Below are 26202 nucleotides of genomic sequence, written 5' to 3' on the forward strand. Positions count from 1 at the left end.
GGGTTATGCTTCACTGGCGACGATTTGCTCGATGGTCCAGGGGTGAAATTTCACCGTCACTTTTCCATCGGTCACGGCCAGCGTCGGGTTCGGCAGGCGCTCGCGCTCCCCTTTTGGCGAGCTGGTTTTCACAAAGATACCGGGTTGGCTCAGGCCGTCGTCCGACAGCAGCGCCAGCGCGCGGGCATTCAGGGTGTCGGGGTCGCCAGGCAGTACGATTTCGATATGCTCCCAGCCCTCGATCGGATAGCGCTTTTCGCCCGGCCACGGCAATTCAACCACGTGAAATGTCCAGTGCGCCACGCAGACGGGCTCATGGAGTTTAAACAGGCAAATCGGGCGACCGTTGATGACATTTTCCGACAGCAGTTCGCCGCACTGTTCAAACCCGCGACGCCAGCGCTCCGCCGTTGCGTCCTGATGACAGCGCAGGGAAATGTGATCGGCGTCGAGCGGAGCGATATCCAGCCCCAGCCGGGTGGCAAGTTCTGTGAACGCCTGGGTGAAACGCGGTAAATCTGCGGAAATATCATGCAGTTCGTCAATGGATTGCCAGTTCGTCATCAGCGGTTCTCTTATCCTGTCGCAAAGCCGCTAATTTACTCTGTTGCATGGCTGCAACCAACCGCAGATTTCACGATTTTCCCACTGCATGCTTATGCACTATTTCATCGCCTGTTTTCTGAGCGCTCTTCAGCCTGTGCAATGCTGACGCCAGAGGGCATTTGCAGTATACTCCGGCCCTAAATTCTCAAACTGGTGTGGGTTCAACTCGCCCGCAGCAAAAAAGTAAGGTATCCAGGTGAATATTCAGGCTCTTCTCTCCGAAAAAGTCAGTCAGGCACTGATTGCCGCAGGTGCTCCTGCGGATTGCGAACCGCAGGTTCGTCAGTCAGCAAAAGTACAGTTTGGCGACTATCAGGCTAATGGCGTGATGGCAGTGGCTAAAAAACTGGGCATGCCGCCGCGACAACTCGCTGAGCTGGTGCTGACTCATCTGGATCTCAACGGCATCGCCAGTAAAGTTGAGATTGCAGGCCCGGGCTTTATCAACATTTTCCTCGACCCGGCCTTCCTCGCCGGTCACATCGACGCGGCGCTGAAATCAGAGCGTCTGGGCGTGTCCCAGCCGGAAGCGCAAACCGTCGTTATCGATTACTCTGCGCCAAACGTGGCGAAAGAGATGCACGTCGGTCACCTGCGCTCCACCATCATCGGTGATGCCGCGGTGCGCACCCTGGAATTCCTCGGCCATAAAGTGATTCGCGCTAACCACGTCGGCGACTGGGGTACGCAGTTCGGCATGCTGATTGCGTATCTTGAAAAGCAGCAGCAGGAAAACGCGGGCGAAATGGCGCTGGCCGACCTCGAAGGTTTCTACCGTGAAGCCAAAAAACATTACGACGAAGATGAAGTCTTCGCCGAGCGCGCGCGCAGCTACGTCGTAAAACTGCAGGGTGGCGACGCCTACTTCCGCGAAATGTGGCGCAAGCTGGTCGACATCACCATGTCTCAGAACCAGTTAACCTATGACCGTCTGAACGTTACCCTGACCCGCGACGACGTGATGGGCGAGAGTCTCTACAACCCAATGCTGCCGGGCATCGTGGCCGATCTGAAAGCCAAAAAACTGGCGGTGGAGAGCGAAGGCGCAACGGTGGTGTTCCTTGATGAGTACAAAAACAAGGAAGGCGAACCGATGGGCGTGATCATCCAGAAAAAGGATGACGGCTATCTCTACACCACCACCGATATCGCCTGCGCGAAATATCGCTACGAAACCCTGCATGCGGACCGCGTGCTGTACTACATCGACTCCCGTCAGCATCAGCACCTGATGCAGGCGTGGACCATCGTACGTAAAGCCGGTTACGTGCCTGATTCCGTGCCGCTGGAACACCACATGTTCGGCATGATGCTGGGTAAAGACGGTAAGCCGTTCAAAACCCGCGCCGGTGGCACCGTGAAACTTTCCGACCTGCTGGATGAAGCGCTGGAACGTGCGCGTCGTCTGGTCGCTGAGAAGAACCCGGATATGCCAGCCGACGAGCTGGAAAAACTGGCGACAGCGGTGGGTATCGGTGCGGTGAAATACGCGGATCTCTCCAAGAACCGTACCACCGACTACATCTTCGACTGGGACAACATGTTGGCCTTCGAAGGCAATACCGCGCCGTACATGCAATATGCCTACACCCGCGTGCTGTCCGTGTTCCGTAAAGCCGACATCGACGAAAGCGCGCTGGCGAATGCGACCGTAGTGATCAACGAAGATCGCGAAGCGCAGCTGGCCGCCCGTCTGCTGCAGTTCGAAGAGACGCTGGCGGTGGTCGCGCGCGAAGGCACGCCGCACGTGATGTGTGCGTACCTGTACGATCTGGCCGGTCTGTTCTCTGGTTTCTACGAGCATTGCCCGATTCTCTCCGCCGAAAGCGAAGAAATTCGCAACAGCCGCCTGAAACTGGCACAGCTGACCGCGAAGACGCTGAAGCTGGGGCTGGATACCCTCGGGATCGAAACCGTAGAACGTATGTAAAAACAAACCCGGCGATGGCTTAATGCCAGTCAGTTAAGCAAAATAATGAGTTTAAATTCATTATTTTGCTTGCCCCAGGACCTTTATGGCATCAGTGGAATTGTTCCGTTCACTTTCGTTCCTCTGCTTCCGGTCCATCTCTCTGCGGTGAACGTGCCAGGGTGGCTCAATCGCCACCACCCTGGCAACCCCGGCTCCCGGCAAAGAAAATCGCCGCTTCGCGGTGCCCTCAGCTTATTCCTTGCGGCTATCGGGTCGGGCGCGATCCTGCATCCATGCAGGTCGCACCCTCTCGGCGCTTCCCTGCGCCTCGACCCGGCCTCCAGGAAACGCTTCGGCGATTTTCAGCCGGACTCACGTTCCCTCAACCTTTTCAGCCGTCTGAATGTGGCACCGGTGTGGGTCCCCGCTGAAATCGGCGAACCGAAGGCCGGATGACAAGGGCTGGACGCCAGGGATGGCGGCCAGAGGCGAAACGAGACAGGAAGTCGAGTCGAGCCGACCGCAGGCAGATGGCCGGGAGGTGAGCGCAGTGCGAAGCACCGATTTCATGGCGGGGCGCGGGGATTGCAAAGGGGGCCGCGTAGCCCCCTTTGCACGTTCACAGGTTGTGACGCGATTATATTCTGCTGAACATAAGGTGAACGGAACAACCTCAGATGCTTCACTGACCAGCATTAGGCGATGGCCGGGTTTTTTGTAAGCGCAGCGCCACCGGGGAAATTGCCTGATGGCGCTTCGCTTATCAGGCCTACAGGTCCCTGCAACTTTCCCGCAAAATGCGCAGTACCGTCTCAGCCCCACTGCGATTCGGGTTGATGCGGATCATGCGCTGTGAAAGCGTGGGGTCGAACTGGCGAAACGTCCCGGAAAGCCGGTAAAACAGCGGCGGAATTTCATATTTCGATTCGGCCCCAACCGGGTAAGGCAGCGCCCCCAGCTGATGGGCACGGGCCAGTACTTTCTCCGCAATCGGCTGATGAAACTCCACCAGCAGCACTTTGGACTGCGCGTTCGCTATCAACGCCTGCTTCACCTGTGGGATCGCCCCGCTTTGCAGGGCCGCCACCACCCGGTCATTCACCATCGCTTGCACCGCGTGCATCACGGGCGCGAAAACTAACCCGCGCAGGACCTCCATCGCCTGAACGCCCTGAACCTGGCTGCCGCCGGAGTACATGCTTTGGCGCACGCGACTCACGGCATTATCGTCACCCACAACCACCCCCACTCCCGCCGGGCCAAAGAGTTTGAAGCTCGAAAAGGTGGACAGGCCAGAGCCGCATTCGCAGCCAATCTTCTCAACCTTCATCACCGCGTAATTATCGTCCGTCAGCGAGGGAATGCCGTAATGATTCAGGCAGGCGATGACGTCCTCCAGGGAGTAGGCATCGTCCATTTTCTGGCGCGTATGCTGGATCAGCGCCGCCTGCGGGCGATGTGCCTCAATCGCTTTCGCCACCTCATCAAGCTGATTGAAATCGGCACGAATCAGGCGAAGGCCCATCTGTTCGACGATCACCTCCGTGGTCGGGTAAACCGGCGCATCGTGGATCAGCAGCGTCTCCCCCGCTTTGAGCAAAGCCGCGAGGCCGCTTCGAATCGCGCCCGTCCCCGCCCCCTGCACCAGCGCCGCTTTAGGCGCATTAAAAAAATCAGCGATGACGGCTTCGACCCGCTGGGTCATCTGCGGCTGGTTAAGCCCAGGAACCAGACCCAAATCTCCGCCGCTGAGGAAATCGCTTCCCGGAAAATGACGGCAGATAATATCCACCAGCTGAAACTGTTTTTGCTGCGCCTGTTCCATGGTCAGGCTCTGCAAAGGCCAGGTATTCATAGGTTCACTCCATGAAGACCTGCCGCCGAAGCAGCAGGTTTCGCAAGGGATCAGGCCGGAACGAACAGGCCGCACCAGAAGAGAATGTTGAGCACAATCCCGGTGATTAATACCGCCACCACCGGAGACGCCATCCTCTGAACCGGACGGCCCAGAGATTCGTTCAGGAAGTAAAGCGCCGCCGCGATGGTAAAGCCGGTGTAACCGGCCATTTTGATGGCTGCAAAGATCGAGCCCACCAGCAGCGCCATCTCCATCAGCATGTTCATCGCATTACGGATATTGTCCGACGCGTTACGCACCGACGGGTAGCGGCCCAGCCATTTGCCAATCGAGCGCAGGAGCAGCACTTCGGCAGAGATGATCAGCGCCCCCACCACAAAGGCAATCAGCGGATTGGCGATCAGATAACCTGCCGCAAACACGAAGGTAAAGCCTGCCACCGCGTAGACGCCGGTCGCCAGCGCCGTGGTGGCAATCATCGGGACGAAGCCCAGACCGCGCATGAATTCTGCCAGCGCCGCCTGATTGATCAGGGTCTGAGATTGCGCCGGATCGAGTCCTGCATGGTAGGCTTTTTCAAGGGTGAAAATGGAGACTTCGGAACCGGCGAAGATCTTCATGCTGGCCACGGCAGCAATCAGCCCGCCAACGATGGCGATATACGGCAGGTTTTTAATGATCCGCGAGGTTCGTTCTTCAAACACTGACAGCCCGGCGTCGTCATGTTCGCGCTCGCCGCGGGTACGGTGATCCTGAGTAATCGCGATGCCTAACAGCATCACCATCCCCACGAAAATCTCAATGGATTCCGGGTTCAGGTGCGGGAAGTAGCGCACGATAATCACGCGCGTCATCAGCACGACAAACGCGGCGAAGAGGCTGTTTTTCCAGCCGAACTGATAGAAAATGGCCACCAGCGGGAACAGCGCAAAGGCCGACACCACCGGCGAGCTCAGTTCGCCCAGCGAGCCCAGCACGTCGACCGGAAGCGCCGTCAGCAAATGGTTGACCGGCAGCAGACAGGTGAGGATCAGCACGCCCCAGACTGCGCCGAGCCCAAAAGCCAGCGCGCCGTTAAAAGCCAGCACGCCGATAATGTCCGTCGGCAAAAACAGCAGCCAGCTGTTCAGCAGCCCGGTTTTCAGGGTGAATGAGATGCCCACTGACGCCACAAAACCGATGCTCAGACCGAACGCGATACTCCCCGCTTCGCGGCGGTTCATATTGCCTTCGATGAGCTGCGGCAGGATCGGGCGGATACCGTCGTGGAAGACCGCTGCAGATTTGTGCGCCAGCAGCGCCGTCATTCCGGTGAGGCAGGCCACGACTAAAATTTGAATATAGAAATCCATAGCGCGGCCTCTATTTTAAATGCGCAATCAGCATCGGGATGGCGTGTTCGATATGCTCTACCGACAGGCCAAAGGCGACTTTGCCGTCCGCCACCATTTTGGCGACCTGATCTTCCTTCGCCTTAATGCCGGGTTTGGCGATAGTGCCGCTTTTGTTGTAGCCAATCACCGCAATCGCAATGGATAACGCCGCGCCAGCACCGGTATTACAGGCCCCGATGTAGTAGTCGAGCTGGCCGGATTTTACCTTCATCGCGGCTTCCATATCGTTATAAATAAACACCTCAAAGCAGCCAGGCGCGGCGGATTCGATGGTCTTTTTCATCAGTTCGCGCTGTAAGCCAGCAACACCGATCTTTTTCATGGGAGATCCTTATTTAAAGAAGACAGAGGGGTTATCACGTAACATCAAATCAATGTCGGCCTGGGTGAAGCCTGCCTCGCGCAACAGAGGCACAAAGATGGTCAGCAGATAGTCAAAGCCGGGGCCACCGTTCGCTTTCAGATGCGAGCGTCGGGTGATATCCATGGAGAGCATCACATGGCCGAGCAGGCCGCGGCGGGCAATCTCGACCAGCATCGCCACGCGCTTTTCGTCCGGGTAGTAGTTGTTTTTACCGATGGTATCGAACTGAACAAAGGCCCCCTGATCGATCATCCGCAGGATGTTGTCGAGGTTGTCTTTCAGGTCGCAGTGCCCGATGACCACGCGGGAGAGATCCACGCCGTGGCTTTTCAGCAGCGCCAGTTGCTCAAGGCCCATGGTGCTGAATGAGGTGTGTGTGGAGATGGGGCGGCCCGTTTCCCGGTGCGCGATTGCCGCGGCGGCAAACACTTTGGCCTCAATCGGGGTGATGACATCCACGCTCGAGCCAATTTCCGCAATGATCCCGGCTTTCAGTTCGGTGCCGTCAATACCGAGGGTGATCTCGTCGATCATCTCTTGTGCCAGGGCCTCTACCGGCGTGGTCGCAACGTGGGCCGGGAAAAAATCATGCTGGTAATAACCGGTGCAGGCGACCACGTTCATCCCCGTATCGCCCATAATATCCAGCATAAACTGCGGGTTACGCCCCATGTAGCGGTTGGTCATCTCAATAATATTGCGCACACCCTGAGCGTAGAGCGTCTTCATCTCCGCACAAATCAACGCATACTGATCCAGGCGGCAGTCGATGTTGTTTTTGAACGAGGACAAATCGATATGCAGATGCTCGTGGGCATAGGTATAGCCCGACGCATCAAAACGAATCTGTTCAGCCATGATGGCCTCCGTTGTCAGTCATATGTAGCGAAGCGAGGAATGACGTGCCGTTTTGCGGCGCGGCGGCGTGGAAAAAGTCACAGACTGTGGCCCCTACGTCAGACAGGGTTTTCCTCGCCCCCAGCTGTGCAGGCTCTACGCCCGGCTGCCAGACCAGCAGAGGGACTTTTTCACGCGTGTGTTTGCTGTGGCCGATCGTCGGGTCATTGCCGTGATCGGCCATCACCACCAGGCAGTCCCCGAGTTGCATGGCCTCCATCAGGCGCTCAAGATTGCCGTCCACCAGCTGCAAGCGGTCGGCGTAGCGCGCCACGTCCTGGGCGTGTCCGGCGAGATCGGTTTCCTGAATATTGGTGCAGATAAAGGCATCACCCGGCTGGCACACTTCATCGAGCGTGATGTCCAGAATGCGCTGGCTGTCCACCAGATTCTGGTAACTCACGCCGTGCGGGTTGATGGCGATATCCGCCACTTTGCCGACCAGCACGGTTATGATGCCTGCCTCGTGCAGCTTTTGCGGAACCTGAACGCTGGCATCCACGCCGTAGCCCATGTGCACGACCTGAAAACCGTTGTTATATACACCCGAACGCGGGGCGTTAACCCCGATATAAACGCCCTGTTTTTCTTCCACGGCGTCGAGGATCTGCTGGCTGCTTTCCAGCAGACCGCCAAAGGCGATCACGCGTCCCACTTGCACCTGGCGGCGAACGATCTCGCCGATGGTGCGGACTTCCTCAAAGGAGATATCCGTGAGATTGGCGCTGATGTTAAACACCTGCCCCAGATCCGCCTCGAGGTTGTCACCGATCGCCACCGCCTGGTTCACCCACAGAAATTGCAGCCCTTCGCCCCGACGTTCGACCTGCCAGCAATCGGCGATCAGCGCCTGTTCAACCTCATCAATCACCGTGGAAAAAGGCATTCGCAGCGGCGATTTGGGAAGCGTACCGAGGATCTCCTGATGCCCCATGAAGGTGTCGCCCCCTTCATGCTGCAACGCCGCGGTGCCATAGACCGCACTCGCTGATGGCTTCATCACGCCCACGTCCTGCCCAAGCGCGTTTATCAGTCCAAGCTTCTCCAGCACGGGTAAACGAAGCCGGGGGAAATGCTGCAAAATGTGCCCGCAGGTGTTGGCCCCGATATCCTGCGGCCTGACCTGCGGCACATCGTCCATTGCTCCGACGCCAAAACTGTCTATCACCACCACCACAAACTTACTCATTGCCACCTCCTGACACCGGGTTGCCGAGACTGTCATACACGGCTTCCAGCACCGGCGCGCCGCGGGAGATCCCGGACACCAGCGCCACATCGCTGCGTGTGACGAAAATTTGCGTGCGAAAACACATCACCACCGGACTGCCGACCGGGAACTCACCGGCCAGCGGAATGTGATAATCAATGCTGCTCTCATCCATGGGCAGCAGGCTGGCGGGAATGCCGGTGTGGCCCTGAAGCGGATAAACCAGCGCGTTCTGCGCATGCCCGCGCCGATAGTACCCGCCGCCGAAGCAGTAGCTGTTGCCCTGGAAATGGTGAGAAACCTCCGTGAGATAGAGCATGGCGATGCGCTCGGGCTGATCGCCGTGTTGGTTCGCCGGAATGGTGCCCGTCAGGGCATGGCCTGGCTCCGCATGCGTCACGCCGAAACTGGCCAGCAGCGCAAGGGTGCTACAGCTCGAGGCCGAGGGCGCATTCAGTTGCTGAAGCTCAACGCCCTGGGCGAGCAGACGATCGCGGGCCTTCAGCAGAGTGTGTAAGTTGGGCGTAGGCAGGGTTTGCTGCTGCTCGTCATCCCACAGCAGGCAGGGAAAATGCGTCAGCCCCGCCAGTTTCACCCCGGCAAGCGAGCGGATCACCGGTACAACCTCATCCAGAACCGCGAGCGAAAAACCGGCTTCCTGACCCGGATAAAGCCTGTCCTGTGGGTCGAAAACTTTTAACATGATGGGCTGAACGCGTCCGTTCTCCAGCGCCGCAGCCGAAATCTCCCGCGCCTTTTCCAGTGAGAAGACGGTGATCATCTCGACCGGCGCGAGGACGTTTTCCATTATCTGGCTTTTCGGGATCTGCACCAGATGGCCCACGTGCGAGACCGGCACGTCGGCCTTACGCAGCGTGCGGGCCTCTTTAAAATCCACCGCCACGGTGCCGTGGAAACCGAGTTCTATCAGCTTTTGTGCCAGCCACGGGTTACGCCCGAGCTGCTTGGTCATCAGATAGAGCGTGATGCCGTGCCGGGCTGCGGTCTCGAGCAGGAGACGGCCATTCTCCATCACCCGATCGACGTCGATAACCCAGGTATCCGGCAGGATGGCTCCCTGCCGCCATAATTCACACGCGGCCTCTATCAGCGCCGGGTTCTGTGCCTTGAGTGCTCCAGTAAACATGCCCTTGCCTCTCGACTCCATGCAGACGATAACAACTTAAATCATCATTTTTTTGAATATTTAATGCGTAGACGCTCGTTCCTGACGCACCGTTTAGCCTTTGCTGGCCATCCATAAACTAAAGAGATTCGCCAGCAGGTAGCCTTCCTCGTTGGGATGGAGCCGGACATCGAACGGCGCGAGCACCGCCTGGTGTACAGACTCGACCTGCGGCCAGATGTCACAGCTTTGCATCTCGTCAAGAATACCCGCGTCCAGCGGACCAATCTCCTCACCACGGCGGCTGCGCATTAGCGCATTCGCCATATGGGTGATCGCCATCTCGCCCTGCTCGTTGTGCACGGAAATGGCCCATACCGTTTCGAGCTGCGCGACGACACCTGACATGCCGTCACAGATATCCTTATCAATGATCCCCGCCTGACACAGCAGGTTGAGCCTCTCTTCCATCGCCTTACCTCATTTAATCAACACTCAATAACTGGGTTCTTGTTCGCCCACCAGAACGCGCTGCTGATGAGCCAGTAATGCAGATTTGTTCACCACCGTGCGCAGTAGCTGCTGGATGGGGATGTCGTCCACCCGCGTCAACACCACCGCTTCCGAGGCATCTTCAAAACGCGGGTCGCCTTTCAGGGGTTGCGCCACCAGACCGTGGGTATCGAGTTCGATCTCGTTCGCGACGTTCCAGATCACCGCGTCGATATCCCCTTTGACGATCCGGGCGAGACACTCGTGGTACGGTACATCGAGCAGCTCGACGGATTGCCCGGCGAAATACACATCCGTCATGATGCGCTGGTCGGCAGAGCGCGGGTCGAGACCCACCCGTTTGATCTGTTGCGCACCCGCCCGGCAAATCAGCTTGTGCTCGCCCACATAGGTATGGGGGCCGAGTTCCAGCGCCATGTACACATCCCCTCTGTCGACATAGCTTTGCGCCGCCAGCCGAGAAACCACCGCCAGGTCGTAAACGCCGTTGAGCAGGCACTCCACGCGGACATCCGAACCCCGCATGTGGGCGTAGTAAAACGGGATGCCGTCGAACTGCGCTTTCAGCCCACTGGCCAGCCCCTCATACAGCCGGGTATAGGGCAGCGGCATCGCACAGACGACGTTGCCGATATCGGCGAAATCCAGTAACAGTTTGTGGTCCATGTTGACCAGAAAGCTGCCGTTGCGCCCACGGCGTTCCACCGCAACTGCTCCGGCGCTTTCAAGGGTTTTTAACGCAGCCTGGATCAGGCCGACGGAAAACCCGCACTCACCGGCCAGTTCATCAATGGTCTTCAGACGGTTCCCGGTTTTTTCGCCGAGTAAATAGCGCGCCAGACTGTTCTGCGCGACGCCCTCTTTCTTGATAAAGTTACGGCTCATTATTTATCTTCATTTTATTGAATGGTTATATCTTCATTAAAATGAACATAAATGGCAAATGCGGAAGATGGAAAGGGAGAAGAGCATCACAAAATGATGTGGGGGCCAGGTTTTGTAGCCCCGGTAAGCGCAGCGCCACCGGGGAAATTGCCTGATGGCGCTTCGCTTATCAGGCCTACAAAATCACACCTTAGAAATACTTCCGCAGATATTCCGTCAGGCACAAAATCGCCATCGCCTGGCCGTACGGCATGGAGGTCAGCGGGATCTGGCGATAAAACTCCAGATCGCTGCCCATCCCGGTGCCGAACGAGGTTTGCAGTAACTCCCCTTCCGGCGAGATGTTTTTCACGATGCCGTGAATCGCCTTCTCTGCCACTTCCGCGTACTCCGCGCCGACGTAACGCTTACGCACTGCTTTCAGAATTCCATAGGCAAAACCGGCCGTCGCCGACGCTTCCAGATACGAGTCTGGATCGTCGAGCAGCGTATGCCACAGGCCGCTTTCGTCCTGGCAGGTTGCCAGTGCGGCAATCTGCGCGTTCAGCACCTGCACCAGATAGCGGCGCACGGCGTTGTTTTCCGGCAGATCCACCAGTTCGAGGAAATCCGGGATAACGATCGTCAGCCAGCTGTTGCCGCGCGCCCAGCGGGCCTGCGCAAAGTTATGCTGCCCGTCGTAGTTCCAGCCGTGGAACCACAGGCCGGTTTCCCGATCCATGAGATTCTGCACGTGCAGCAGGAACTGATAGACAGCCTCTTCCACATACTCCGGGCGGTTGAGCAGCTTGCCGATTTTTGCCAGTGGCAGAACCGTCATCATCAGCGTGTCATCCCACATCTGCTGATGATTCTCTTCGGCCAGCGTAATGTGCTGCATCCCACCGTGCGTCGTGCGCGGCATGTCGTTCATCGCCCACTCCGCCCAGCTCTCCAGCCATGGCAGCCAGGTGGCGTTTTTCGTCTCTTCATAGCGACAGGCCAGCGTCAGGAACGGGGCCATGGTATTGACGTTTTTGGTGGTCGCGCCTTCGGCAAAGCGGTCGGCAAACCAGCCGTCGATGATGTCACGCATCTCGCTCGCGCCGGTCTGGCAATAATACTGCCAGATACCGTACAAGCCGACGCCGTGCGTCCACTCCCATCCCGCCCAGCCTTTGGTGTCGATCACCCGCCCGTCGTCCAGTCGCAGCAAAAATTCGCCGGTTTTATCGTGAATGTTCACCAGATTGTGCGTCACCTTTTCAATCAGTGATTTCAGTTCATCCCTGGCAATAAAGTGCTCAGGCTGACGCAGTAGCGGGCTATGTTTGACAGGCCAAACCTTCATAATCTTAACCTCTGTGATATGTCGAATTCAGTACCGCGCGATCCTTCAGGGAAGGTGCCGCCGGTTTGTTGCGATTCAGGTAACCAATATTGTTGTTGCCCCACAGGGATTCGTACGGCATCCCGGCCAGCAGTTCGACGGTGGCGCGGGCCTGCGGCGTCGCGGTTTCCGGCATCGCACGGCCAGACTCGCGCATTTTGGCAGTCTCTTCCCGCAGGGTGCTGTGGGTGTGTAAGTTCAGTTTGAAGCGCAGGGAGACCAGGAAGCCGCAGATCAGCACCAGAATGGTACCCACGCTCAGGATCATCAGAATGGTGTGGCTCACTTCCGCAGGCTGGACTTTCTGCCCGCTGACAAAGCCGGACATCTGCATCACAATCCCGACCAGCATGATGGCACCCGCCTGCGAGGCTTTACGCGTCAGGGTCATGATCCCGGCGAAAATACCTTCGCGACGTTGCCCGGTGATGACTTCATCCACGTCAGCAATGTAGGTGTAGATGTTCCACGGCACATAGTTGATACCGCCGCGACCCAGGCCGGCAACCGCAGAGATCAGCAGCAACAGGGAGTAAACGTCGCTCAGCCCGGCGTAGTAGAGCATCGCGTAGGAGAGAGAGGCCAGACCAAACAGCACGACGACCATGCGATAAGACGGAGCCGGTCCGAAGCGGATGCAGAGCGGGATCATGGCGATAACGGCGATGAACTGGAAGATCGCCATAGTGCCCAGGAGGTTCGAAGCCATCGACGCTTCCTGCATCAGGACGAACACCACGTAGTAGGTAAACACGGCGTTGAAGACGTCCTGCGCGATATAGCCCCCGAGGTACATCCCCAGATGCTGGCGGAAAATCTTCACCCGCAGGGTGGAGCTTAGCTCGACGAACAGACGGTTCAGGCTCTGGCTGAGGTTGAGTTTTTTCTTCTCCTCTTCGGCGCGCAGCGCCGCCTCAGACCACTCTTCCCGTGGACGTTCCCAGGTGAAGATCCACACAAACGTCAGCATCATCGCGCACAGCACCGAGAAGACCAGGCTCGCGTAGAAGAACGAGATAGCGTTGTCTTTCCCGAAGTGGGTCAGCAGAATGCCCGGCAGGAAGGAGGCCAGAATCGCCGACATCTGCGCCATGGAGATACGCGCCCCGGAGAATTTGGTTTTCTGTTTGAAATCGTCGGTCATTTCAGGGACTAAGGTTTCGTACGGCACCAGAATCATGGTGTAGACGATGTCGAAGATCAGATAGGTGACCAGGTAATACCAGAAGCCCATGTCCCCGACCCACATCATCGAGTAGCTAAAGACGCAGGGAATACCGAGCAGGATAAAGAACTTACGGCGGCCAAAGCGTTTGCCGAGCCAGGTGGTGCCGAAGTTATCGGTCAGGAAGCCCATCAGCGGGCTGACGACCGCGTCCAGCACCCTGGCGGCGGCGAAGATAAAGGTCGCCTCAATCGGCGAGAGTCCACAGAAGGTGGTATAAAAATATAACAGCCAGGCCGCCGTCAGCGCGGTGGTCCCTGCCCCAAGGAAATCGCCCGACCCGTAGGCCAGGTAATTTGCGAGTCCAATTTTACGTGTTTTCATTGCCGTCAACCCTTTCAGTGTTGGGAGACTCCCCCTCATCCGGGAGTTTTTACACGGCTAAAGTAAAAGCATCGTCATATTGATACCTTTCTGTTTCTGCCATCGCGCAAGGGCAAATGGCAATAATGCAAAGAGATTCCATACGCGTGTCACTGATTTATAAAACAGCGTTTCTTTTGCATCAAAAGGCGGGGTCATTTTTTGCGAGCCAGCCGTCAGTTTCGTCTGACGGCTGGTGAAAAGGCAGGCAATTAGCGGTAGTTGACGATCACTTCGTTACTTTGAACTTTCAGGGCCGGGATCAGACGTCCTCCCCCCGGCACTTCCCAGACAAAGCGCAGCGGCTCTACGGCAGGCACGCCGTTGAAGGCGCGCGTGGTGCCGTTCTCACCATCCAGCTCGGTGCAGCGCGTCTGCGAACAGAGGCGCACAAGCAGCCCGGCAGGCGTCGGGCCGATCAGCTGATAGCGCCAGACCACCAGCGTCATCAAACCGGAGACCGGCTCTGAGGCGGACAGCGGTCGCGACGAGGCCGATACGCCGCGATTACTCAGCGTGATGCCGATACTGCTCGCCTGCCACGTCCCCTCCCCTGCTGCCTGGGCCATCAGCGGGAAGAGTAAGATCCATAACCAGTGGCGCATCATTTGCCTCCAATGGTCGCCGTCATACGAATATGGCGGTTATCCGACAGTTCCAGATTCGACAGCACCACCAGCTGCGTCAGGCTGCGGCGCAGGAAGCGCGACAGCAGCGGACGCAATGCGTGGTTCACCAGCAGCACCGGCGGTGCGCCGAGCATCTCCTGACGGGCGAGCGCTTCTTGCGTCTGGGCCAGCAGACGGTCCGCCAGACCCGGCTCCAGCCCGCCGCCGCCCTGCAACGCCTGCAGCAGCAGACGCTCAAGCGGCGTATCGAGACCAATCACCTGCACTTCGCCGGTACCCGGGAACCACTGCTGGGTGATCGCCCGGCCTAACGCCACGCGCACCACGGCGGTCAGTTCGTGCGGATCGCTTTGCAGCGGCGCATGTTCCGCCAGGGTTTCCAGAATGGTGCGCATATCGCGGATCGGCACTTTTTCGTCGAGCAGATTTTGCAGGACTTTGTGCAGCGTGGTCAGCGTCACCACGCCCGGCACCAGATCTTCCGTCAGCTTCGGCATCTCCTGAGTGACGCGGTCGAGAAGCTGCTGCGCTTCCTGGCGGCCAAACAGCTCCGCCGAGAACTGGCCGATCAGGTGATTCAGGTGCGTCGCGACCACGGTACTGGCTTCCACCACCGTATAGCCCTGGATCTGCGCCTGCTCTTTCAGGGCGCTTTCAATCCAGATCGCCGCCAGGCCAAAGGCCGGGTCAATCGTCTGTTCGCCTGGCAGCGTGCCCGCCGCGGTGCCAGGGTTGATCGCCAGCCAGCGGCCAGGATAGGCGTCGCCGCTGCCGATCTCCACGCCTTTCATTAATATGCGATAGCGCGCAGGCGGCAGATCCATGTTGTCGCGGATGTGCACCACCGGCGGCAGGAAGCCCATGTCCTGAGCGAATTTTTTACGGATACTGCGGATACGACCCAGCAGCTCGCCGTCCTGCTGGAAATCGACCATCGGGATCAGGCGGTAACCCACTTCCATCCCGAGGGAATCTTCCAGTTGAACGTCATTCCAGGTCGCTTCCACCGCCTGATTGTTTTCCGGCATTTTGACCGGCATCGGTTCTGCCGCCGGTTTGATGTCGCGCCCGCGCAGCCACCAGGCCAGACCCAGTAAGGCTGCGGTAAACAGCAGGAAGACGAAGTTAGGCATGCCCGGCACCATCCCCAGCAGGCCAAGCACTGCTGCGGAGAGCATCAGCACGTTCGGGTTGGTGAACAGCTGGCTGACCATCTGCTGACCGACGTCTTCGTCGGTGCTGACGCGGGTCACGATAACACCCGCCGCGGTCGAGATAACCAGCGCCGGGATCTGGGCGACCAGGCCGTCACCGATGGTCAGCAGCGTATAGCTTTCCGCCGCGTGGCCCATGTCCATGCCGTGCTGGAGAACACCCACCAGCAGGCCGCCGACGATGTTGATCACCATGATCAGGATCCCGGCGATAGCATCACCGCGAACGAACTTACTCGCACCGTCCATCGAACCGTAGAAGTCCGCTTCCTGGGTCACGTCGGAGCGGCGTTTTTTCGCTTCGTCTTCGCCAATCAGACCGGCGTTCAGATCGGCGTCAATCGCCATCTGTTTGCCCGGCATCCCGTCGAGCACGAAACGCGCGCCCACTTCGGCGATACGGCCCGCACCTTTGGTGATAACCATAAAGTTGATGATCACGAGGATGACGAACACCACGATACCGATGGCAAAGTTGCCGCCGACGAGGAAGTGGCCGAAGGCCTCAACCACTTTACCCGCCGCCGCGCCGCCCGTATGCCCTTCCATCAGGATGATACGAGTCGACGCCACGTTCAGCGCCAGGCGCAGCAAGGTGGTGAACAGCAGGATGGTCGGGAACGCCGCAAACTCCAGCGTGCGCTGGGTGAACATCGCCACCAGCAGCACCATAATCGAGAGCGCAATGTTGAAGGTAAAAAGCAGATCGAGGATAAATGCTGGCAACGGCAGCACCATCATCGACAAAATTAGCAGGATGAGAATCGGCCCGGCAAGAATCTGCCATTGCGTCGATTTAATGTTGCTCGGCAGGCGCAACATTGCCACCAGATTAGCCATCAGTGTCCTTCTTGTTCATAAAATCCAGTGCTTCAGGCACCGGAAGATTTTTAGGTTTACCAGGTCGTTGACCGCCTGCCAAACGCCAGCGTTTCAGCTGCCATACCCATGCCAGCACTTCCGCCACGGCGGCGTAAAGCTGACCTGGAATTTGCTGTCCAATTTCTGCATGACGATACAGGGCACGCGCCAGCGGCGGCGCCTCGAGTACCGGCACGCGGTGTTCCGCGCCAATTTCACGGATGCGCAGCGCGATAAGTCCCGCCCCTTTCGCCACCACTTTTGGCGCAGACATTTTGTTTTCGTCGTATTTCAGCGCCACGGAGTAGTGCGTCGGGTTGGTCACGATCACGTCCGCTTTCGGCACATCTTCCATCATGCGACGACGCGCCGCCTGGCGCTGCATCTGGCGAATACGCCCTTTGACGTGCGGGTCGCCTTCGTTCTGTTTGTATTCGTCGCGCAGGTCCTGGCGGGACATACGCAGCTTTTTGATGTGGCTATAGATCTGGAAGAACACGTCGAATCCCACCATCGGGATAATGCTGAGCACCACCAGCACCGCACACATTCCCACCAGGTCCATGGCGTTGATCATGGCCGTCAGCGGCGATTCACTGATCAACCGCATCATATCTGGCCAGTGGAACCAGAGATAAAATCCGGCGGTGCTGCCCATCAGCGTCGATTTGAGGATCGCTTTCAGCAGTTCCGCGCCCGTTTGCGCCGAGAACATCTTCTTAATGCCCGGGAGCGGATTGAGTTTAGAGAATTTGGGCTGCAGCGATTTGCCGCTGAATATCAATCCGCCCAGCATCACGGGCGAGACCAGGGCGACAATCACCACGCCGGAGATCAGCGGCAATAGCGCGATCATGGCGTCTTTGAGCAGCAGAATGATTTGGCTGAGGATCAGATTCTGGTCGTTGACCATACTGTGATCGAAACGCAGGCCAGCCGAGAGCATGCCCGCCAGCCTGCGGGCAAACGACTCCCCTCCCATCCAGATAATGCAAACCCCTACGATTAAAATCAGCAGGGATGTCAGTTCTCGGGATCGGGGGACTTGCCCGTCCTCACGCGCCTTTTCTAGTCGGTGGGGTGAGGGGGCTTCTGTTTTGTCGTCGCTGTCTTCTGACACGGTCCGTACTCTCTGCCCATTTCGTCACGCGTATCATGTCAGAGCCGGGTGGATTCAATGGACAGAAAAGCCTGTAAAACTGGTCGTTTTTATCCTCTTTAAAGTGAAATAACTCGATTCAGATAAACTTTTCGATCTAATTTTAGACCCCAGAGGATCAAATTTGAATTTGCCGAAACAGGAAAAAGCATCCTGATTTTTTATTTTAAAACACTACAAACACCCTTTCTCGCCAATATCAACAAATCAAATGCAACATAAAAAATACAATTTACATTTTAATAATAATATTTAACAGCACATTTAACATCACTAAGATAATGATTATAGAATTGACTCATAATTGTTGATTTCACTATTTCCGTGAAATCCATTATCATGCAAACAATATCAATTAAGCCACACTTCCGCCTGAGGTAAATATCTTTGTATACTGTCCGTGGAATAATTTTATTTATTGGGATTATTCTCTAAAACAGTGTCTATATGGATTATATTGCTAAGGAACGTCATACCATGAACATCAGGAACAATATCATTTCGGGATCCTTGCTGGCATTAGCCTCAATGAGTGGATTCGCCGCTGAAATGAATGCAGGTACGATTCACTTTACAGGTGAGATAATCGAACCGAGCTGTGTTATCGAAGGCGATGATGGTACAGACAGTACCGTTCCTTTGGGAACCTATCCGACGTCGTTATTTACTGACGTTGGCGTGGAATCTACACTGGTGCCTTTCTCCATTTCACTGAAAGATTGCCCATTAAAAAGCGACGGTCTGCCCTCAGTTCAATTAACGTTCACTGGCACCACTACATTGACGGGGGTAAATAATCTGCTTGATGTAAGCAAAAAAACCACCGCAGGAACGACGGCGGCTTTAGGCGTGGGTGTTGCGGTCAGCCTTGACGGAAAAGATACGAATCTTATCACTATGGACGGTGCTGAAGGTCAGGTTAAAGTGCCACTCACAAATAAGGTGGATGACATTCTTACCACCAATTTCAACGCTCGGTATAGGTCATTCACTAAAACAGTCGAAGCAGGCCCTGCAGATGCTGATATGACCGTAAATATTATTTACCGTTAATATTTATACTTTATCCATTCTTGATATCAATTATTTCCCAGAAAATATTGATGTAAATGGGTGTATGTAAGGAAATCCCAACCTTATAGTGAGCTTGGGATTTCCTTTATTTTAAAAACCGGAACAGGTATTGCCATGCGTATTTCCCCGCTAGCTGTATTGTTAACCCCCGTTATTTTCATCTCACTAAGCCATGCAGCAGGCATTCAGGTTGGGCGCACGCGAATCATCTATGATGCCGGCAAGAAAGAGATCTCACTACCGCTTATCAATAAAGAAAATGCCCTACCCTGGTTGATACAATCCTGGACCGATACGGGCGATGGAAAAACCCGTGGTCCCTTTATTGTCACCCCTCCACTATTTCGCCTTGAGCCACAGAAAGAACAAAGCCTGAGAATAGCGTGGAATGGCACGGCATTGCCCGAAAACAAAGAATCGTTGTTTTACATGAACGTTCGTACCATTCCCGCCACCGCGGCGGAAGACGACGATAAGAACGTTTTACGACTGATCTACAAAACCCGAATCAAGCTCTTCTGGCGCCCTAAGGGGCTGAAAGGCTCACCGGAGGAGACGTGCCAAAATCTGCGTTTTTCCCGCAGCGGCAAGCAATTGACGATCACCAATGACGGTGCCTTCCACAGCACCTTCGACAGTCTGCTGCTGGGCAGCACAAAAATCGTTAAAGCTGACATGGTCAATCCTCAGTCCAGCGTTCAGATCCCGTTACCGGACACGGCTTCCGGTTCGCAGGTGAGCTGGCGCTGCATCACGGATTACGGCAATGCCTCCGACAAATACGTTTCCACGCTGGTTCAGGAATAGAACAAAATGGCAAAAGGACTGCATGATGTGTCCCGCCAGCGTTTCTGGCGTCTTAACCCGCTGGTACGTTGTCTGAGTGGTGTTTTACTCGTGACGTCAGTCGGCGCTGAGGCCCGGGAGTACCATTTCGCCGCCTCGTCACTGGAAGGCGATATGCTCTCGCAGCAGGACATCGACCTGTCGCTGTTTTCACACGCCAATACCCAGCTGCCGGGCGTCTATCCCTCCCGAATCATGTTCAACGATCGGCGGGCAGGCGATGCCAGTATCACCTATCTGGGGACCAAAAACGGCGAACTGGCACCACAGCTGACGCCGGATATGCTGCGCAACTGGGGTGTGGATATCGATAAATATCCAAAGCTTGCCGCGCTGGATGCGGTGGTTCCGCTCCCTCACCCGTTAGGGGATTACATCCCGCAGGCTTCGGCCACGCTCGACTTCTCGACCATGACGCTGCATCTCAGCATCCCGCAGGCCGCCGTAGCCGGGAATGGCAGAGACTATATCGCCCCTTCACGCTGGGATGACGGTGTCCCTGTCGCGTTCGCTGATTATTCGTTTTCCGGCTCACAGAACCAGGACAGTGGCCAAAATACAACAACGAATCAGTATCTTAATATGCGAAGCGGCGCCAATCTCGGCGGCTGGCGCGTGCGCAACTACTCCACGTGGAGTAAAACGGACGACGCCAACAGCTGGGACACGGTCAATACCTACGTACAACATGATATCGATGCGATAAAAGCGCAGTTCACGGGCGGCGAGAGCAGCACTCAGGGTGAAGTGTTCGACAGCCTGCAGTATCGCGGCATCAACGTGGCCTCCGATGAAGAGATGCTACCTTACAGCCAGCGCGGTTTCGCGCCGGTGATTCGTGGTATCGCCAGCTCGAATGCCGAAGTGTCGGTGCGCCAGAATGGGTATCTGATCTATCAGCAGAACGTCGCGCCGGGCGCGTTCGAGATTAACGATCTCTACTCCACCACCAACAGCGGCGACCTGGAAGTGACCGTCAAAGAGGCCGACGGGACCGAGCACCACTTCACCCAGCCCTACTCCAGCATCGCGGTGATGCAGCGGCCTGGACACATGAAATATGAGATCACGGCGGCCCGCTATCGCGCGGACAGCGGCAGCGATCAAAACGAACCGCTCTTTGCTCAGGGAAGTCTAATCTATGGTCTGAACAACAGCATGACGCTGTTTGGCGGTCTGACCGCGTCGGATGACTATCAGGCGGTGAACAGCGGCGCGGGTATCGCCCTGGGATCGCTCGGTACCCTGTCAGCGGATGTGACCGCCGCGAAAACGCAGCTCGACAATGGTACCCAGAGCACCGGGCAGTCTTATCGCCTGCTCTACTCTGGTAAAATTGATACCACTGACACTAACTTTACCCTTGCCAGCTATCGCTACTCCACCAGCGGCTACTACAGCTTTGCCGATGCCAATCAGAAATACGATGAGCACGAAGAGGATCTGCTGTTCAATTACAACAAGCGTAACCGCATCCAGGCCAGCGTCAGCCAGAACATCTCCGGCGTCAGTTTTTATCTCAATGGCTATCAGCAGGACTATTGGCATACCTCGCAAAAAGAACGAAGTGTCTCTGCGGGCCTGAACACTGTCGTTGAAGGCATCAGCCTTCATGTGGCGTACACCTACAGCAAAACAGACGAGGATCAGAGTGACCAGATGGTCTCTTTCGGCTTTAGTATGCCGCTAAGCCGCTTCCTGCCGCGCGCCTGGAGCAGCTATAACCTGAGCAACAGCAAACACGGCTATACCCGCCAAAGCCTGGGGCTCAACGGAACACTGCTGGATGACGAGCGCCTGAGCTACTCGCTGCAGCAAAGCCATTCGAATCACGATGGCGACGACACCAGCAGTCTGTACGGCAGCTATCGCTCGCAGTACGCCAATATGAATGCCGGGTATTACTACTCCTCCGATAATTCCCGGCAGTTGAGCTACGGTTTGAGCGGTGCCGTTGTCGCGCACCCGCATGGGGTCACCCTCGCCCAACCGCTGGGCAGCCAGTTCGCTATCGTCAACGCGAACCACGCGTCAGGCGTGCGTTTCCAGAACCAGCGCGGCATTCAGACCGACTGGCAGGGCAATGCGGTGATTCCGTCCCTGAGTCCGTATCAGGAAAACAGCATCCGTGTTGATACCACCAGTCTGCCGGAAGATGTCGATACGACCGAAACGGCGGTCACGGTTATCCCTTCCCGCAATGCCGCGGTCGTCGCGAATTTCGATGCCCATGTCGGCTATCGCGTCCTGATCACGCTCATGCGCCCGGATGGCAAAACGGTACCTTTCGGCGCCATCGTTACCGCTCTCTCGCCGGTCATCAGCGGTATCGTTGATGATAAGGGCACTGTTTATCTGGCAGGGGTTTCTGACACCGTTCAGTTAAGCGTGAAATGGGGAAGTGCAGCGGATCAGCAATGCACCGCCCATGTCTCTCTCGGTGCGGCAGTACAGGCTTCAAATCCGGCGGGAATTCGCTCCGTCAATGCCCTTTGTCAGCAGGAACCACAACATGTTAATTAATTCAATTTCACGTTTTTTTTCAGGAGTGTTGTTCCTGTGCCTCTGCATTCCAGTTTCGGCGCAAGCCGTGACGATTTTGCACAACTGTTTTGTCCCTGTGGATTACCACATCGCATACGACCGTGATCTCACGACGAATGAAAATCTGGCTGGTCACGACGTTGATGTTCCGGGACATCTGGTTGCAGAGAGTACGGTCATGGAGGCTAATTGTACTTGCCCTTCTTCAATGGATGAGACAATTGCGGTCAAGGAATTAACATTGGCAGGAAGCCCGCTTCCGCCTGGAAGCGACGACTATGGTTATCTCACCGATAAGTTTGATATTGACGTTGGGGGGTATGACGATGCGATCAATTCTCCTGACGGATCGGGGTTACACCCGTTAAGCATAAATCAATATCCAACCCCCATCGCTTCGATGTCAAAATTTGCGGACAATAGAATTGTCCCAGAAAACACAAACAGCGTATGCAGCGAAAGCACTCGTCCGGAGAAGTCTCCCCCTGCAAAACGCCAGTTCCGCTGGAACGTCATGAATGCCACGTTTCACATTAAAAAACCGATTCTCGGCAAAGAGATTATTCCCCCTACCCTGGTGGTTCAGAACTATGCCTGCCTCTATTACGATACTGGGAGCTGTGATGCTGCAAGCGCACAACTGGTATCCAACATCTGGCTCAGCGGATCCCTTTCCGCTCCCCTCAGTTGCACAATCAACGAAGGCAGCACCATCGAGGTCGATTTTGGCAATATCGTCAGCAAGCAGTTCAAAGTCAAAGGGGTTATGCCGCAGGGCTATACGCTGAAAAACGTGGACATCTCCTATCACTGTGACGATAACGCCGTGGGGAATGATAACCGCATAAAACTCACGCTGAGCGCCGATCAGGGCGTCGAGGACAGTAGCAATCCGCTGATTGCAAAAATGCTCAACCGGGACGATGTTGGGGTCAGGGTCTTTACGCAAGACGATAAGAACGTACAACTCGACGGCAGCTACGAGTTTCCGGTCACCATGGACGAGCAGGGAAATGGTTCAGTGAAGATCAAAGCGGCGCCCGTAAGCACAGCCAGTGCCACGCCGGAACCGGGCAAATTTGAAGGGAATGTGACGGTAAAAATGGACTTGCGATAAAGGCTCCTCAGGCTGCGCACGCAGCCTGAGAAAACCTCGCCGGGATTAGAAGCCGAGACTGTCCAGCAGATCGTCCACCTGATCCTGGCTGGCCACCACGCCCGCCTTGGTGGTGTCGAGCTGCGGGCCATTGAGCAGGCTTTCGTTCTCGCGTTTCGGACGCGCCGCAGGCTCTGGCATATTCTCCAGCAGCACCATCAGCAGCTGACGTTCGATCTCCTGGATCACATCCATCATGCGCTTGATCACCTGACCCGTCAGGTCCTGGAAATCCTGCGCCATCATGATGTCCAGCAGCTGCGCGTTGGTGAAGCTGGTGTGTCCCGGGACATCGCCCAGATACTGACGGGTATCCGTCACCAGCTCACGGGCATCCGCGAGTTCGATTGGGTTTTCGAACCACTCGTCCCAGCGTTTGCTCAGGGCTTTCGCCCCCTTTTCCATCTCATCCTGGTGCGGTTGAGAGGCTTCAACGCTGTTCAGCGCGCGCTCTGCCGCCTGAGCGGTCATCTGCACAACATAGTCGAGACGGTCGCGCGCATCGGGGATGGCTTCTGCCGCTTCGGCAATCGCCTGATCTAAGCCCAGCTCGCGCAGGCTGTCGCGCAACATACGCGTCAGGCTGCCGATACGGACAATAATCTCATTGGCCGAATGTTCCTCGACCGGTTTCATAGCAGGTTTTATCATCACCAGCACCTCACATGCCGAGTTTCTCGAAGATTTTGCCGAGTTTCTCTTCCAGAATCGCCGCCGTAAATGGTTTCACCACATACCCGCTTGCGCCCGCCTGTGCTGCCGCAATAATGTTCTCTTTCTTCGCTTCTGCTGTCACCATCAGAACCGGAAGAGCGGACATTTTGCCGTCAGCGCGAATCGTTTTGAGCAGATCCAGACCGTCCATGTTTGGCATGTTCCAGTCAGAGATCACAAAATCAAAGCCACCGGCCTGTAATTTGTTGAGGGCGTCAACGCCATCTTCTGCTTCTTCAACGTTATTAAAACCTAGCTCTTTCAGCAGGTTGCGCACGATACGACGCATGGTGGAAAAGTCATCCACAACCAAAAATCTGAGCTCTTTGTCCGCCATAAAAACCTTCTCCTCGTTAAATACGTATTGCCTGTCCGGCACTGATTTTCGCCAGCATCTGCTGGCTTACCTGGCTAAGATCGACCACTTCGCTCACGCCACCCATATTGATGGCCTCGCGCGGCATGCCGAACACCACACAACTTGCTTCATTCTGCGCAATCGTCCAGGCGCCAGCCTGGTGCATCGCGAGCATTCCGGCGGCACCATCGTTGCCCATCCCCGTCAGGATCACCCCAACGGCGTTGCGCCCCGCATGTTTCGCCACCGAATGAAACAGCACATCCACAGACGGACGGTGCCGGTTAACCGGCGGACCGTCATGAATTTTGATTTGATAGTTAGCGCCACTGCGCGCCAGCTCCATATGCTTGTCGCCCGGTGCGATATAGGCGTGACCCGGCAGAACACGTTCACCGTCTTCCGCCTCTTTCACGCTAATCTGGCATAGCTTATTCAGGCGCTCAGCGAACGAACGGGTAAAGCCTGGCGGCATATGCTGGGTAATAAGAATACCCGGGCTTGAAAGCGGCAATGGCTGGAGTACATGGCGAATTGCCTCTGTTCCTCCGGTTGACGCGCCGATCACCAGCAGTTTTTCCGAACTCAGCAGCGGACCGGCCTTCAACGTCGCAGGGACGGCCGCAGGGGTGTGCGCCGTCAGTTTGGCGCGCGACGCGGTGCGGATCTTCTCGGCGATCATCTCGCTGTAGGCGAGCATCCCTTCGCGAATGCCCAGCTGCGGTTTGGTGACAAAATCCACCGCTCCCAGCTCCAGCGCGCGCAGGGTAATTTCTGAACCTTTCCCGGTCAGCGAGGAGACCATCACCACCGGCATCGGACGCAGACGCATCAATTTCTCAAGGAAATCAATCCCGTCCATGCGCGGCATTTCGACGTCCAGCGTCAGCACATCGGGGTTAAATTTCTTAATTAAATCCCGCGCGACGAGCGGATCGGGCGCAGTCGCCACCATCTCCATGTCGCTATGGCTATTGATAATTTCAGTCATGATCTGGCGCATCAACGCGGAATCATCGACAGACAACACCCTGATCTTACTCATGCTTTTTCCTTACTCAGCGCATAAACCGTCTGGCCGCGCAGAACAAATTCGCGGGCGAGGTTGCTGAAGTTCTCCGAATGCCCGGCAAACAGCAAGCCATCGGGCTTGAGCAGCGGAGCAAAACGGCGCAGGATCTCCTGCTGCGTCGTTTTATCAAAATAAATCATTACGTTACGGCAAAATATCGCGTCGAAAGGACCCGGTACGTTGTACTGTTTATCCAGCAAATTGACCGGAGCGAACTCCACGCAATTCGCCAGCTCCTGACGCACGCGAACCAGCCCTTCATGCGGGCCTGTGCCGCGCATGAAGTAACGCTGCAGCTGCTGCGGCGACAGGGTTTTCAGCTCGTCCTGGCGATAGACGCCGTTGCGCGCTTTCTCCAGCACTTCGGTGTCGATATCGCTGGCGTACACTTTCCAGCGACCGGGCGCCATGCCCAGCGTATCGGCGAGGGTAATCGCCAGCGAGTAAGGCTCTTCGCCCGTCGACGCCGCCGCGCTCCAGACACGATATTCCCCGCTACGACGGCGGGCATGTTCCGCCAGTACCGGGAAGTGGTGACCTTCGCGGAAAAATGCCGTCAGGTTCGTGGTCAGCGAGTTGATAAAGGCCTGCCACTCGGCGCTGTTAGGGTTTGCCTCCAGCATGCCCAGATAACGACCAAAATCATCAAGCTCCAGGGTGCGTAAGCGCCGGACCAGTCGGTTGTAGACCATGTCTCGCTTATGGTCGGCAAGCACAATCCCTGCACGCTGGTAAATCAACTGACATATCCGACGAAAATGCGCGTCGGACAGCGCGAGGCGCTGGGTCATTTGCTGCAATAATGACGATTGCCCCGAGGGGTTTGGTGAGGTCATAGCGCCTTCTTTATCAC

At 56.4% G+C, this 26202-nt stretch carries 23 protein-coding genes; 5 read left to right on the forward strand and 18 right to left on the reverse strand.

Features of this window, described 5'->3' with window-relative positions:
- Window positions 1-3: 3 nt before the first annotated feature.
- Window positions 4-564 (reverse strand): VOC family protein, encoded by a 561-nt coding sequence (locus tag QQF33_RS14975; RefSeq protein WP_285144244.1) that lies wholly within the window; start codon window positions 562-564, stop codon window positions 4-6.
- A gap of 238 nt (window positions 565-802) precedes the next feature.
- On the opposite strand from QQF33_RS14975, the gene argS reads away from it, so the two are divergent.
- On the forward strand, window positions 803-2536 hold the full coding sequence (argS, locus tag QQF33_RS14980) for an arginine--tRNA ligase (RefSeq protein ID WP_285158079.1): 1734 nt from the start codon (window positions 803-805) through the stop codon (window positions 2534-2536).
- Between the two features lie 751 nt (window positions 2537-3287).
- Here the strand turns inward: argS and QQF33_RS14985 are convergent.
- The 13 genes from QQF33_RS14985 to flhB all read right to left on the reverse strand — a co-directional run bounded on the left by QQF33_RS14985 (window position 3288) and on the right by flhB (window position 17546).
- On the reverse strand, window positions 3288-4373 hold the full coding sequence (locus QQF33_RS14985) for an aminotransferase class V-fold PLP-dependent enzyme (protein WP_285149469.1): 1086 nt from the start codon (window positions 4371-4373) through the stop codon (window positions 3288-3290).
- Window positions 4374-4423: 50 nt separating this feature from the next.
- Window positions 4424-5728, reverse strand: a complete 1305-nt coding sequence (locus tag QQF33_RS14990) for a YhfT family protein (RefSeq protein ID WP_285149468.1) — start codon at window positions 5726-5728, stop codon at window positions 4424-4426.
- A gap of 10 nt (window positions 5729-5738) precedes the next feature.
- A complete protein-coding gene (locus QQF33_RS14995; RefSeq protein ID WP_282494669.1) occupies window positions 5739-6092 on the reverse strand; it encodes a DUF2620 domain-containing protein in 354 nt (117 codons plus the stop codon).
- A 9-nt stretch (window positions 6093-6101) separates the two neighbouring features.
- Window positions 6102-6980, reverse strand: coding sequence for a phosphotriesterase-related protein (locus QQF33_RS15000; protein ID WP_285158147.1), 879 nt, complete (start codon window positions 6978-6980; stop codon window positions 6102-6104).
- 4 nt (window positions 6981-6984) lie between these two features.
- On the reverse strand, window positions 6985-8220 hold the full coding sequence (locus QQF33_RS15005) for a phosphopentomutase (protein WP_285158080.1): 1236 nt from the start codon (window positions 8218-8220) through the stop codon (window positions 6985-6987).
- Entirely contained in the window at window positions 8213-9388 is a 1176-nt protein-coding gene (locus tag QQF33_RS15010; protein WP_285158082.1) for a YhfX family PLP-dependent enzyme, read from the reverse strand. The genes QQF33_RS15005 and QQF33_RS15010 overlap by 8 nt, the downstream gene beginning before the upstream one ends.
- Before the next feature lie 93 nt (window positions 9389-9481).
- Window positions 9482-9838, reverse strand: a complete 357-nt coding sequence (locus tag QQF33_RS15015; RefSeq protein WP_285149463.1) for a PRD domain-containing protein — start codon at window positions 9836-9838, stop codon at window positions 9482-9484.
- A 24-nt stretch (window positions 9839-9862) separates the two neighbouring features.
- Window positions 9863-10765 (reverse strand): GntR family transcriptional regulator YhfZ, encoded by a 903-nt coding sequence (gene yhfZ, locus QQF33_RS15020; protein ID WP_285158083.1) that lies wholly within the window; start codon window positions 10763-10765, stop codon window positions 9863-9865.
- A 190-nt stretch (window positions 10766-10955) separates the two neighbouring features.
- Window positions 10956-12095 carry a beta-galactosidase BglB gene (gene bglB / locus QQF33_RS15025; RefSeq protein WP_285158084.1) on the reverse strand — a complete coding sequence of 380 codons (1140 nt, stop codon included), beginning with the start codon at window positions 12093-12095 and terminating at the stop codon, window positions 10956-10958.
- Between the two features lie 4 nt (window positions 12096-12099).
- Window positions 12100-13683, reverse strand: coding sequence for an MFS transporter (locus QQF33_RS15030; protein ID WP_285144234.1), 1584 nt, complete (start codon window positions 13681-13683; stop codon window positions 12100-12102).
- A gap of 251 nt (window positions 13684-13934) precedes the next feature.
- Window positions 13935-14327: a flagellar protein FlhE gene (flhE, locus tag QQF33_RS15035; protein WP_285158085.1), complete on the reverse strand. Its 393-nt coding sequence runs from the start codon at window positions 14325-14327 to the stop codon at window positions 13935-13937.
- Window positions 14327-16405: a flagellar biosynthesis protein FlhA gene (gene flhA, locus QQF33_RS15040; protein ID WP_282494677.1), complete on the reverse strand. Its 2079-nt coding sequence runs from the start codon at window positions 16403-16405 to the stop codon at window positions 14327-14329. The genes flhE and flhA overlap by 1 nt, the downstream gene beginning before the upstream one ends.
- On the reverse strand, window positions 16398-17546 hold the full coding sequence (gene flhB / locus QQF33_RS15045; protein WP_282494678.1) for a flagellar biosynthesis protein FlhB: 1149 nt from the start codon (window positions 17544-17546) through the stop codon (window positions 16398-16400). Before flhB ends, flhA begins: the two co-directional genes overlap by 8 nt.
- Window positions 17547-18032: 486 nt before the next feature.
- On the opposite strand from flhB, the gene QQF33_RS15050 reads away from it, so the two are divergent.
- The 4 genes from QQF33_RS15050 to QQF33_RS15065 all read left to right on the forward strand — a co-directional run bounded on the left by QQF33_RS15050 (window position 18033) and on the right by QQF33_RS15065 (window position 23166).
- Window positions 18033-18638, forward strand: coding sequence for a fimbrial protein (locus QQF33_RS15050; protein ID WP_350318473.1), 606 nt, complete (start codon window positions 18033-18035; stop codon window positions 18636-18638).
- Window positions 18639-18773: 135 nt separating this feature from the next.
- Window positions 18774-19466: a fimbrial biogenesis chaperone gene (locus QQF33_RS15055; protein ID WP_285149458.1), complete on the forward strand. Its 693-nt coding sequence runs from the start codon at window positions 18774-18776 to the stop codon at window positions 19464-19466.
- A 6-nt stretch (window positions 19467-19472) separates the two neighbouring features.
- Window positions 19473-22028 carry a fimbria/pilus outer membrane usher protein gene (locus tag QQF33_RS15060; RefSeq protein ID WP_285149457.1) on the forward strand — a complete coding sequence of 852 codons (2556 nt, stop codon included), beginning with the start codon at window positions 19473-19475 and terminating at the stop codon, window positions 22026-22028.
- Entirely contained in the window at window positions 22018-23166 is a 1149-nt protein-coding gene (locus tag QQF33_RS15065; RefSeq protein WP_285149456.1) for a fimbrial protein, read from the forward strand. The genes QQF33_RS15060 and QQF33_RS15065 overlap by 11 nt, the downstream gene beginning before the upstream one ends.
- Window positions 23167-23211: 45 nt before the next feature.
- On the opposite strand, the gene cheZ is transcribed toward QQF33_RS15065, so the two are convergent.
- Genes cheZ through cheR form a run of 4 tightly spaced genes read right to left on the reverse strand, consistent with a single transcriptional unit; the run spans window position 23212 to window position 26185 of the window.
- Complete coding sequence (gene cheZ, locus QQF33_RS15070; protein ID WP_282494683.1) at window positions 23212-23856, reverse strand: protein phosphatase CheZ; 645 nt, start codon at window positions 23854-23856, stop codon at window positions 23212-23214.
- A gap of 10 nt (window positions 23857-23866) precedes the next feature.
- Window positions 23867-24256 (reverse strand): chemotaxis response regulator CheY, encoded by a 390-nt coding sequence (cheY, locus tag QQF33_RS15075; RefSeq protein WP_282494684.1) that lies wholly within the window; start codon window positions 24254-24256, stop codon window positions 23867-23869.
- Window positions 24257-24272: 16 nt separating this feature from the next.
- Window positions 24273-25322 carry a protein-glutamate methylesterase/protein-glutamine glutaminase gene (locus tag QQF33_RS15080; protein ID WP_282494685.1) on the reverse strand — a complete coding sequence of 350 codons (1050 nt, stop codon included), beginning with the start codon at window positions 25320-25322 and terminating at the stop codon, window positions 24273-24275.
- Complete coding sequence (gene cheR / locus QQF33_RS15085) at window positions 25319-26185, reverse strand: protein-glutamate O-methyltransferase CheR (protein ID WP_100779756.1); 867 nt, start codon at window positions 26183-26185, stop codon at window positions 25319-25321. The genes QQF33_RS15080 and cheR overlap by 4 nt, the downstream gene beginning before the upstream one ends.
- Between the last annotated feature and the right edge of the window lie 17 nt (window positions 26186-26202).

This window comes from Lelliottia wanjuensis, from assembly GCF_030238365.1.
Lineage (GTDB): Bacteria > Pseudomonadota > Gammaproteobacteria > Enterobacterales > Enterobacteriaceae > Enterobacter > Enterobacter wanjuensis.